Source organism: Trichocoleus desertorum AS-A10, assembly GCF_039962155.1.
GTDB lineage: Bacteria > Cyanobacteriota > Cyanobacteriia > FACHB-46 > FACHB-46 > Trichocoleus.
In genome coordinates this window covers 63816-75295 of the sequence record NZ_JAMPKN010000015.1, presented here as the reverse complement: position 1 = coordinate 75295, position 11480 = coordinate 63816, and the positions used below count along the sequence as shown (strand labels likewise).

6 protein-coding genes are annotated in these 11480 nt (G+C 49.2%); 2 read left to right on the top strand and 4 right to left on the bottom strand.

The annotated features are described in order from the left end of the window. Positions 1-36: 36 nt before the first annotated feature. From NDA01_RS18965 to NDA01_RS18955, 3 genes are all read right to left on the bottom strand, one after another. A complete protein-coding gene (locus NDA01_RS18965) occupies positions 37-1914 on the bottom strand; it encodes a two-component system response regulator (protein WP_348229168.1) in 1878 nt (625 codons plus the stop codon). 437 nt (positions 1915-2351) lie between these two features. Beyond that, positions 2352-5057, bottom strand: coding sequence for a response regulator (locus NDA01_RS18960; RefSeq protein WP_348229167.1), 2706 nt, complete (start codon positions 5055-5057; stop codon positions 2352-2354). A 155-nt stretch (positions 5058-5212) separates the two neighbouring features. Beyond that, positions 5213-5866 (bottom strand): response regulator, encoded by a 654-nt coding sequence (locus NDA01_RS18955; RefSeq protein WP_190553947.1) that lies wholly within the window; start codon positions 5864-5866, stop codon positions 5213-5215. Between the two features lie 392 nt (positions 5867-6258). Between NDA01_RS18955 and NDA01_RS18950 the strand changes: the two genes are divergently transcribed. Beyond that, positions 6259-8901: a sensor histidine kinase gene (locus NDA01_RS18950; RefSeq protein ID WP_348229166.1), complete on the top strand. Its 2643-nt coding sequence runs from the start codon at positions 6259-6261 to the stop codon at positions 8899-8901. Here NDA01_RS18950 and NDA01_RS18945 read toward each other — a convergent pair. Further along, positions 8853-10712, bottom strand: coding sequence for a CheR family methyltransferase (locus tag NDA01_RS18945; protein WP_348229165.1), 1860 nt, complete (start codon positions 10710-10712; stop codon positions 8853-8855). The two genes, NDA01_RS18950 and NDA01_RS18945, sit on opposite strands and share 49 nt — an antisense overlap. A 175-nt stretch (positions 10713-10887) precedes the next feature. On the opposite strand from NDA01_RS18945, the gene NDA01_RS18940 reads away from it, so the two are divergent. Further along, positions 10888-11469, top strand: a complete 582-nt coding sequence (locus tag NDA01_RS18940; protein WP_348229164.1) for a hypothetical protein — start codon at positions 10888-10890, stop codon at positions 11467-11469. Positions 11470-11480: the final 11 nt, after the last annotated feature.

The following is an 11480-nucleotide window of genomic DNA, read 5'->3' as shown; positions in this document are numbered from 1 at the left end:
TCTAGAATCAGGGACTTTTTTATGCTGCTCAACTGACTAAATAATTTCAGCTAAAGGCACTGAATTGACGTCCGAGTCTAACCAGGGAGGCGTTTTAACAATTAGCTCAGTTGCTTGTTCCACCGTCAAAGGCTTAGAGAACAGATAACCCTGACCGCAATCACAATTGAGCGCTTTAAGCTGAGCCAGTTGTTGAGCCGTCTCAATGCCTTCAGCGACTACAGTGAGTCCTAGAGAATGGGCAATGTTGATGATCAGAGGCACCAACCCCGAGCCTTCAGAGCTATCTGTCATCCGCTGCACAAACGAGCGATCGACCTTAAGAATATTCAGAGGAAAAGAGTGTAGGTAACTCAGAGAAGAATACCCAGTGCCAAAGTCATCAATGCTGAGTTGAATCTGTCGTTCTCGCAGTTCTTGAAACATCACACTGGCAGATTGAGGGTTTTCCATAATCACACTTTCAGTAATCTCCAGTTTCAACGCCTGAGGATTGACTTGAGTGTCGGCCAAGACTTGATCTATTTGCTTGACTAAGTCGAGTTGAGCGACTTGCCGTGCCGATAAATTAACGCTGATCGAGAGATTAGGACCATCTAGATTACCTTGTTGCCATTTGCAGAGTTGTTGGCAAGCTTCTCCCAAGACCCAATGACCAATCTGAGTAATCAAGCCTGTTTCTTCTGCGACTGGAATAAAGATTGCTGGCGACAGTAAGCCATGCTGAGGATGATGCCAACGAACTAACGCCTCAAACCCTACCAATTGGTTATGGTTAAGTTCAACAATGGGTTGATAGTGGACCACAAACTCTTGCTGTTGGATGGCGCGGCGCAAGTCTGTTTCTAGCTGCAAAAGCTGGAGCGCCCTCGTATGCATGACCGGATCAAAAACTTGATATTGTCCTCTGCCTAGCGCTTTGGCTCGATACATAGCCGTGTCTGCGTCACGCAGTAAGTGCTCAGGCTTTTCGTATCCGGGTTGGTGAAGGGTAATGCCAATACTGGCATTGATAAATACCTCATGCCGAGCCAGTTGGAACGGTTGAGCTAAAGCAGCCAAGATCTGATCGGCTACTTGAGTTGCACTATTGAGGTCGTCTACCTCTGTCAGCAGCACAGCAAACTCGTCTCCCCCTAAGCGAGCCAGCGTGTGCTGGGAACTCAGGGATTGCTCTAAGCGACGGGCGATCGCGACTAGCAACTCATCCCCCACGAAATGCCCAAGAGAATCATTGACTACTTTGAAGCGATCGCAGTCAAGAAACAAAACCGCAAATTGATACGCTACATCTCTCTGGGCTTGATGCAGGGCTTTCTCCAGCCTCTTCATAAACAAAGCTCGGTTAGGTAAACCTGTCAGCACATCATTGAGGGCCATTTTTAGCAGTTCTGCTTGGAGCTGTTGCCGCTCTTGGACCTCTCGCTGTAGTTCTTGATTCGCCGTTTCTAGTTGATGGGTACGCTCTCTGACCCTAGCTTCCAATTGAGCCTGTAGTTCCTCATTCTTGCGTTCAACAGCTTTTAAGGTCAGTTGATTCTGCACCCTTGCCAAAACTTCTTGGACTTGAAAGGGTTTAGTAATGTAGTCTGCACCACCACCATCAAACGCTTTAGCCTTGTCAAGACCGTCACTCAAAGCACTTAAGAAAATAATGGGAATTCTGGCTGTCTGTGGATTGCTTTTCAAGCGATAACAGACTTCATACCCATCTATTCCGGGCATCATGATGTCCAGCAAAATTAAGTCTGGCTGCACAGTTTGTACAGCCGTGAGCGCCATTGAACCGTTAAGGGCCTTGCGAACGTTATATCCTTCCTTAGCTAAAATAGTGGCAAGAAGGCGTAGATTCTCTGGGGTATCGTCTACAACAAGAATGTCTGCTGGAATAGGCTCAGTCTGGGTAGCATTCATTACGATTTTTGCCTTCTCACTTCCCTTTGATTAGCTTGATTAGCTGCTATAAGCGGTGCCGTGATTAGCAATCATCACAGTGCTTCTTCGTAATTTCATTCATAAATTCTAGAAACGTTTAATCTAGATTCAAGCAAATTTAAAGGTTGTGATCATACTAAGTTCATTAACTTGCGATTACTTTTTGATTTTTCGATTAATACAATTAAGTTCAAAAAAAATTGAATTATTTTTTAGTATGCCCAAAGTTAATCTAATTCAGAACTGAGCCAAGGGTAGAAATTGGGCGATCGCTAGGCTCAGATTGACTCGCAGCCTTTTTCTAGACAGTCTTGTTGCGGATATTCCATTCCTCCTATAGTAGTATTCCAACGTGAAATTTGTGTGGGTTGGGCGAATTGTGCAACCCAATCCCACAAACCTGATTTGATGAAGTACTACTGCTCCTGTGACTGAGTTAGGGTGGTAATTTGGTCAAATCGAAAATTTTCAGATAATTCAGTCAGGGTCAGCGCTAGGGCGGTAAATTCAGTCGGAATTTCTTGTAGGAGTTCAGTAATCAAGCGATCGCTGCATTGAGAAGCAGCGTAATGCAATTGAGCCACCCAATTTGTCGGCATGGCGGCAAGTTGTTGGCTAACATCAACCTTCTGTGTAGCAATTTGCGCCGCTTTGGCAGCACTATTGTTTACCAGCGCTGGTAGTTCTTCGTAGAGATACTGCACGCCTAAATGCTGGCTAATGGTTGCGAGGAGGGCCTCTTTGCGGAAAGGTTTGCGAACGAAATCATCACAGCCTGCTAAGAAAACATCTTGGCGTTGCTCTTCAAAAGCACTGGCAGTCAGAGCCACCACAACGGTTTTGGGTCCCGACAGCGACTGTTTAATTCGTTTGGTCGCCTCATAACCATCCATCACTGGCATTTGCATATCCATAAAAATGAGATGGGGCTGCCAATGTTGCCAGACTGCTAGCGCCTCCTGACCATTTTCTACCGCTTCAACCGCAAATCCCACTTGGCTGAGGAGCCGCACAAGCAAAAATCGATTGGTGGAGCTATCTTCCACAACCAAAATCCGATAGAGGGGTTGCCCCAGAGCTAAGCCACTGATTTGCTGCCTAGCCGAGGATTCTGTTTCCAGCGGAGGGCTATTCTCTGCTTCTACTTGAATATCAAAGTGGAAGAGACTGCCACGGCTTAGCTGACTTTCGACCGTGATCTCACCTCCCATGAGCTGCACAAACTTTTGACTGATCGGCAAACCCAAACCAGTACCACCAGCAATTTTTAAGCCTGCTGCTGTTTGGCAAAATGCTTCAAACAGTTGATTAAGCTCATCGGGGGCGATCCCAGGCCCTGTATCTTGTACCTCAAAAATGAGGCGAGTCTTACTGGACGATTTGGAGTCGGTCAATTGAGAAGTGCAATCTGGGATGGACTGGCTCTGATCCAGACTGACTCGGAGGGTAACTTGGCCGCGATCGGTAAACTTGATCGCATTCCCCAGCAAGTTGATCAGGACTTGACGTAATTTACTAGCATCAGTTTTAACCAGTTGGGGGACATCCGTGGTACGGATACAAGTAAGCTGCAATCCTTTGGATCGCGCCTTCAACTGGAGCATTTCCGTCAAGTTGTCAAGCAAGCGGTGTAGATCGAAGCTAGTTTCGTGAAGCGTACTCCGACCCGCTTCAATTTTTGCCATCTCTAAGATGTCATTGATCAATTCCAGGAGATGTTCGCCACTCCGACTAATGATGTCTAAGTATTGTTGATACTCGGAAGTGATCCCCTTGGCATGATGCATCAATTGCGCGAAACCGAGAATGGCATTGAGAGGAGTGCGTAGCTCATGGCTCATGTTGGCGAGAAAGTCACTTTTAGCCTGGTTCGCTTTATCTGCTGCTTCTTTCGCCGCCTGCAATTCTTTTGACTGTTGCTGAGTTTGGGCTAGGAGTTCGGCTTGCTGAATTGCCACTCCTAGTTGAATCCCAATCTGAACTACCATTTGGATTTCAGCGGTTTCCCAATGCCTTGGGCCTGAGTTTTGATAGGCTGCGAGTAAACCCCAGAGCTGGCTATGGCAAAAAATTGGCACAATCACGTAGGCGCGAGCTTGAAAGCTCTCCAGTAGGTCGAGATAGCAGGTGTCAAACCCAGCTGTGTAAACATCTGAAACCGCAAGATGACTAGTACCCCGGCGATAAACGCCGCCTTGACTGGACTGTAAGTAGCTGTCCTGAATGAGGCTAGTGTCGTTGCCGAGATCTCTGGCATGGCAGTTAGGGTTGATCACTGCGGCCTTCGTGAGTTCGGGCTCGAAGGTTTGAGCCAGTAATAGAGTCCGCCATCCCGCAGCAACCGATTCAGAAACAAGTTCTCCGCTCCAGTCCGGTTTAAAGCGGTAGACAAGGGTGCGATCGCAGTTGACTACCTGTCGTAGCTCTTGGGTCGTGGCATTGAAGATGTTAGCCAGATCCAACGTTTGGCGCATGCGCTGAATCACTCTAGCACCAGCCTGCTCCCGCTCGACGGTTTGTTGCAGCGCTAACTCCATCTGTTTGCGCTCAGTGATATCTCGCATGATGCCGAGCAAGGCTGGATTGCCCGCAGCATCGGTAAAGGAAATCTTTTTCGTTAACAGAGTTCGGACGATTCCAGCGCGGTCGGTTAAGGTTTCTTCGGTTTCGTGTTCTAGCCCTGTGGTCAAGACTAAGTTGTCATCATCCCAAATCCGCCCTGCTTCTGCTTGAGCCAAGAAGTCATAGTCGGATTTGCCAAGCAAGCCCTCACGGGGATAGCCCATGATTTGGCAAAAGGCGTCGTTGACGAGGATCCAACGATGCTGTTGATCTTTGACAAAAATCGGATCAGCAGCTCGGTGAAAGATTTGGTCTAGAAAGCCTTGGTTGATCTTGAGGGCTGTTGCCGCTGGCTGTAGTTCAATTGCTGGTAGGGCTTGCTGCTGTATCCCTAGATGGCTAGAAGACGAGTCAGCAAGCCAGTTGAGTAAAGCTATAGTTAGCTTTTGTCTTAGAGATGAGAATGGCTTTTTTGCCTGTACTGTCAGCCATAGGGTGGCCGACACGGCAGCGATCGCGACTGAAAGTGCCACTAAGCCAAAGTTATGAGTGCCAGCCATGCGATTGCTTCTAATCTCCTGCCACTGAGCCGCGCATTAATTGTGTGAGAACAGCCATCTATAACTATTCTGTGCGCTTTTTCTCAAAGTTCCCATTCCGGAACATGTTGTTTGCTTGTAGCAGGCGTTTGAAGCTTAAAAAGATGATAAAGGGGCTAGACCAAGCCAGAGCGCAGGGCAACTACCGCAGCTTGCACGCGATCGTCTACTGCCAGCTTATTCATGATGCCGCGAATGTGAGTCTTGATCGTGTTAGGACTGAGGTACAGAGCTTCAGCAATTTCAGGATTCGTTTTACCGTCTACCATCAGCCGCAGGACGTCTAGTTCTCGTTGCGACAATTGCCCCAAGTGGCTCGATGAGACAGGAGGCTTGAGATGCTCAATGACTCGACGGGCAATTTGCGGGTCGAGGTAAGTCGCTCCTTCTTGGGCGGCTTTAATCGCGGTCAGCAGGCGATCGACGCTAGAGCCTTTAATACAGTAGGCATCGGCTCCACTAGAGAGGGCTGCCACAATTTCAGTTTCAGTGGTGTGGGAGGTCAGCACCACCACCCGGACTTCTGGTAAGGCTGCTTTAATTTGTTGAGTTGCGGCAATGCCATCTAATCGAGGCAATCCAATATCCATGACCACTAAGTCTGGCTTGAGTCGGATTGCCGCTTCCACGCCCAGGTAACCGTCATCCGCTTGACCCACGACTGCAAATTCGGGGTAGTCAGCCAAGGCTTGCTCCAACCCCAACTGCATCATGGGATCGTCTTCGACAAGCAGGATTCGTAAGGGAGCAGAATTGGAGGACACATTCATAAAGGTTTAAGGACAAACAAAAAATCACAGTGTCGGGTAGTGTGGCTGACAGGGTGATGTGGTTGAATAAATCGATTAAATCAGCTTCAAGCTGACTCATCCATAAAAGCATGCGACCCATAGCATAATCTTTACAAACAATGGAGGGCGATCGCCGGACGTACAACACCCGTTTTGGTGATTCGGGTTGGCTCATCCTACTGGAGGAAGTGAAATTGCTCGTAAGTGGGTCAATCTAGAGAGGAAGTGACTGGCTACTCGGCCAGAGGTGGGATAGCACTGCATTTGCTTCTATCCGCCTTTCACTTGGTGTGGCCCTGAGTTCCTGGCTTAGAGCGTAGTTAGACGATACAAACCTCCTGCCCGTTATCTTTGCTTTTCGGCTGGCACCTATGCGCTTAAAGCGTCCTCAAGTTCTGCAATATTTGTGTTCGGTCGCTCTATTGGCGATCGCATACTTTGCCACGGCTAAAATCTCGATTTCTATGATCGGGCTGAATGCCAATGCAACACCGCTCTGGCCTCCCGCAGGCATTGCCTTAGCTGCATTTTTATTACGGGGATCATGGCTATGGCCAGGCGTGATTCTAGGGGATTTCTTGCTGGTGCAGTCCTTGGGCGGCTCTGCGGGTCATTCTTTTGTTTCGTCTTGGGGCAGTGTGGCAGAAGCAGTGGTAGCGGCGATCGCATTGCGGCGTTTAGGATTTCGGCCTAGCTTAGACCGTTTGCAAGATGTCTGGGGCTTAATTGTTGCTGCGCTGTGTGCCCCACTGATTAATGCGACTTGGAGTACCCTGATTGAGGGTTCACTGGGCTGGATGCAGTGGAGTCAAGCCTGGGAAAACGGGTGGACGCTCTGGTTAGGCGACTGCATGGGCATTTTGGTCGCTACACCCGCATTGCTGATTTGTCGCCAGTGGCCAGCTTTGTTTCAGAAGCCTGGGCAGCGGGTTGAGGGAGCAGTCTGGTTAAGTCTCTTGTGTGTCGTGAGTTGGGTTGTTTTTGGCTCCGAGCCCCAAGCAGCGATCGCCCATTATCCACTGGAATATTTACCGTTTCCTCTAGTGGTATGGGGGGCGCTGCGCTTTGGGCCGCCGGGGGCAGTATTAGCTAGCTTGGTGGTCTCTGGCATTGCAATTTTTGAGGCGTTTCACGGGCATGGGCCTTTCTTCGCTAAGGCCGAGCACCTGACTCAAGCCGTGCTGTTTTTGCAAGCTTTTATGGGAGTGGTGACGACTACCGCTTTGGTTTTGGCTGGGGCTGTGGGCGAGCGCCAAACCACCGCTGAGCTGTTGCAGAAAAGTGAAGCCAGCTTAGCCAATGCCCAACGGATTGCTCAACTTGGTAACTGGGACTTAGATTGGGGCCAGCAGCAACTACGGTGGTCCGACGAGCTATATCGCATTCTGGGGTTTGTGCCCAAAACCTTTCCTCCCGATCCGGAGCAGGCGCTACAAGCCATCCATCCTGACGATCGCGATCGCGTTGAGCAAGCGTTGGCACAAGCAATGGTGGAGCGCCAACCCTGCCGAATTGATTATCGAATTTTGTACCCCGATGGCACAGAGCGCCTGGTGTGTGAGAAACTCGCCTTTTCGGACCACAGTGTCACGGGAACGGTTCAAGACATTACGGAGCGCAAACAAACAGAAATTCAACTGCAAGCGGCTTCGGAGCAAGTCCATGAAGCCCTCCGCAGTACTCAGTTGCTAACGGAAATTGCCCTCAAAATTAGGCGATCGCTCGAGCTAGATCAGGTGCTCAACACCACCGTTACAGAGGTACGGCAGTTTCTTCAGGCAGACCGCGTTTATATTGGTCATCTCAACAATCAGGCGCAGGGCTATGTTTTGGCAGAATCGGTGTCCGGCGCTTGGCCTTCAGTGATGTGTTTGGAATATGACGAGGAAGGCGTGCAAGAATTTCGGGCTTTGTTTGCCTCAGGCTGTAGCCGTGTGGTCAACGATGTAGCTCTGAGCCAGTCAACGCCAAAAATTGCTGCCTTTTACCAGCAATATCAAGTCAAGGCGAGCTTGGGTGTGCCGATTATTTTGGGTGATGAAGTGTGGGTGTTGGTGGCGAATCAGTGCGAGCATCCTCGCCAGTGGCAACCCTTTGAAGTCAACTTGTTAGAACAACTGGCGATTCAGGTGGCGATCGCCATCCAGCAAGGTCAGCTTTACCAACAAGTACAAGCGCTCAACACCAACTTAGAGTCTCAAGTCGAAGAACGCACCGCCCAACTGCAACAAAAAATGCAGGAACTGCAAGACTTAAATCACTTCAAGGATATTTTCTTGCATGCCTTCTCTCACGATGTCCGCACTTCGATTATGGGCATGTCGTTGATTTTGAAGAATTTGCAGAACAAGCCAGGCGACTCAGTACCAGTGATGCGATCGATGGTGGATCGCATGGTGCAAAGCAACGAACGTCAATTGAATTTGATCAACTCCTTGCTGGAAGACCAAACGAGTGAAAGTCAACCAATGGCTTTATCCTATGAGGCGGTGCGCTTAGATGGTTTGGTGCAAGACATTTTAGAAGACTTGGAGCCGTTGTTGGTGCGAAACCAAGCAACCGTTTGCAATCTCTTGCCAGCCAATTTGCCGCCACTGATTGCTGACCCGCAACAATTGGAGCAAGTCTTCAAAAACCTGATTACTAATGCCCTAAAGCACAATGCTCCTGGCTTGCAGTTGACCTTGAAGGCGACGGTAGAAGACCAACAAATTCGTTGTAGTGTTGAGGACAACGGCGTAGGCATGGGACCAGAGGTTTGCGATCGCCTCTTTAAGCTCTATGTCCGGGGGTTAGACAATCCTCATTTGACCGGAATCGGTTTGGGACTTTATCTCTGTCGGCAAATTATTACGGCTCATGGGGGCCGAGTTGGAGTGGAGAGTGTGCCTGGCACAGGTGCTAAGTTCTGGTTTGTCTTACCGCTGACGAAGCCAGCCTTAGCAGGTTTGACGGCTGAAACCGTTTACAACTCTCCTTCGCTGCGGTCTTCCATTAGCAAAATCACGCCTTGAACTTGGCTCGTGATACCCAATAAAGGGGCGCAGCTCACGTGACATTTAATCTGTCTGCCACGACGATTGATGGCATCCAGCGTGATTTCAGTAGCGCTAGTCGTGTCAGCTGTGAGACAAGCCCGCATTGATTGTCTCAATTGCTCCACAGGCAGACCAATATCTAGATTCAAAAAGTTTTGGCCCAAGGCTTCTCCAGTGCGTAACCCCCACAAGTCCTCAGATCTATAGTTCCAAATTTGAATATGTAAGTCTCGGTCTACCACCACCACACCGCCCTTCAAGCTGCTCAAAATAGATTCTAAAAAAGCATTTGCCTGATTCAGCTCATCGCCGCGGCGGTGCAGTTCGTCATTGACGGTATAGAGTTCTTCGTTGGTGGCTTGCAACTCTTCATTCATGGTCTCCAACTCTTCGTTGGTGGCTTGCAGTTCCTCGTTGGTCGTTTCCAACTCTTCGTTGCTGGATTGCAATTCCTCGTTGGTCGTTTCTAGCTCTTCATTAGCACATTGCAGCTCTTCATAGGCCGTCTCTAACTCTTGGTTGGAATGCTCTAGCTCCCCTTGCAGTCGTTTGTAGCGGGAGACATCTGTGAAGGTAATGCTAACGCCCAAGATGTAGGTTTCTTGATCTAGCAGGGGTTCTATTCGGACATCTAGAAATACCTTTTCTCCTTGAGCAGCCAACCATTCTACGTCTCTGAAGCTGAAGGGGCGGCGCTCACTATAAACTTGGTTGATACAAGAGCGTAACTCAAGGGGACGGTAAGAGACTTCTAGGTCTTGTAAAGGCCGACCAATATCACGAGTTGTGAGGTTAAATAGCACCCGCGCTTGTTCATTCACCAAGGTTAATAAACCTTCAGCATTCACGACTAAAGAAGCTAGGGGACCGCGATCGAAAGCGACGTTTTGAATGTGATAGCTATTGTCAGGCTCACTACTCGTACTACTATTTCCTGTTTTCATGGGCAGGAGCTGATCGCGTGAATTTAATCTGGGTACTTTTGTAAAGATCCGGCGTTTCAGTTCGACTGGGGCGAAGGTATTGGCATAGGTAAGGAGCATTTCTGCTTTGCCCAAACACAAAAATGCGTGATCTCGGAGGGCGAAGTGAAAGCGAGTAATAATTTTAGCCTGCGTGTCGGCATTGAAATACATCAAGGCGTTGCGGCAGATGAGTAAATCAACTCGAGAAATGGGAGCGTCCTGGGTTAAATCGTGGCGGCCAAAAATGACCGATCGCCGTAATTCTTTCCGAAAACCGTAAAAGTTGCCCACGGGCTCAAAAAACAGCTCGATCTCTTCTGGAGATAAGCCCTCCAAATCTCGTTTTGGATAAATCGCTTGGCGAGCTTGGCTCAGCGCTTCCTCATCGACATCGGTGGCGTAAATCTTTACCCGCTCCCGAAATTGCTCCATCCCAATCAGTTGGGCAATGACGATCGCGATCGTATAAGCTTCTTGACCTGAAGCACAAGCGGCACTCCAAATCCGAATCGGGTCGCCAGATTTTTTGTCAGCCAGGATGCGAGGGATAATGGTGCTGCTGATATAGTCCCAAGTCGGGCGATCGCGAAAGAACGAGGTGACATTGATCAACAGCGTATTAAAAAGCGAATTAAATTCATCTGGATGGACTTCTAAATAATCCAGATAATCGTCGTACTTCTCAATGCCCACCGTTTGCATCCGCTTACTTACTCGGCGCATTAAGCTGGAGCGTTTATAGCCTGTAAAGTCGAAGCCTCGGCTCTGCTTTATGTACTGTAGTAACGCTTCAAACTCTGAGTTTTCGCTGGAATAGTTCATGGCTTAAGATGGAAGCACGAAGAAAGATGCTGTTGAGGGCAAATTTTTTGAGTTGGCATGGCTCACAGCATCATAAAGGAAGTAAGACCGAAGTCTGCAAGTTAACCGTTAGTGCTTAGCCTACTGCTTCTAATTTTGACAGATAGTGCCGAAGTCCTGCTAAGCAACTCAAGCAGTGGAGCGAGATCTCACCCAGCGAGGAGCAGCGATCGCAATGCAACAAGAGCCAACCAGCGCAGACTCCTTGGCAGCAGGATGGCCCGCTGGCACAGAGCAGGGATGGCGAGCCCAAACTGGCCCGCAAGACACTGCCGAAGACCAGCGACAGATTAATGAAGAACTGCGGCAGTCTCAAGAACAACAGCGCGAAGCGAATGAGACCAACCGATTAACTGTAGAAGAGTGGCGCAATCAAGCAGAGGTAGTTAGGCAAGCCCGAGAAGCCTTACGCCAAGAGGCGGAACTGGCTCGAAAAACTAATGAAGAACTGCGGCAGACGGCTGAAGAGCTAAGGCAAATGACCGAAGCTTTACGAAAAACATCTGAACAGGCGAGGCAAGCTGCCGAAGTTGCACGCGAAGCAGCAGAAGCAGCGAGACAAGCTGCGGAAACAGCCTACCAAGCAGAAGAAAAGGTGCGACAAGCCATGCAAGAGCAAGAGCAGATCTGGGGAGAGATGCAGCAGACGCTGAGTTTGTATGGCCAGGAAGCAGGAGGGGGAATCAGGGAAAGAGGCAGGATAAAGCAGGAGGGATGAAGCAGGAAAGA

Bases quoted from the DNA above. Each gene is read 5' to 3' on its own strand.
- NDA01_RS18965 (WP_348229168.1), bottom strand. From the start codon at position 1,914: ATGAATGCTACCCAGACTGAGCCTATTCCAGCAGACATTCTTGTTGTA.
- NDA01_RS18960 (WP_348229167.1), bottom strand. From the start codon at position 5,057: ATGGCTGGCACTCATAACTTTGGCTTAGTGGCACTTTCAGTCGCGATC.
- NDA01_RS18955 (WP_190553947.1), bottom strand. From the start codon at position 5,866: ATGAATGTGTCCTCCAATTCTGCTCCCTTACGAATCCTGCTTGTCGAA.
- NDA01_RS18950 (WP_348229166.1), top strand. From the start codon at position 6,259: ATGCGCTTAAAGCGTCCTCAAGTTCTGCAATATTTGTGTTCGGTCGCT.
- NDA01_RS18945 (WP_348229165.1), bottom strand. From the start codon at position 10,712: ATGAACTATTCCAGCGAAAACTCAGAGTTTGAAGCGTTACTACAGTAC.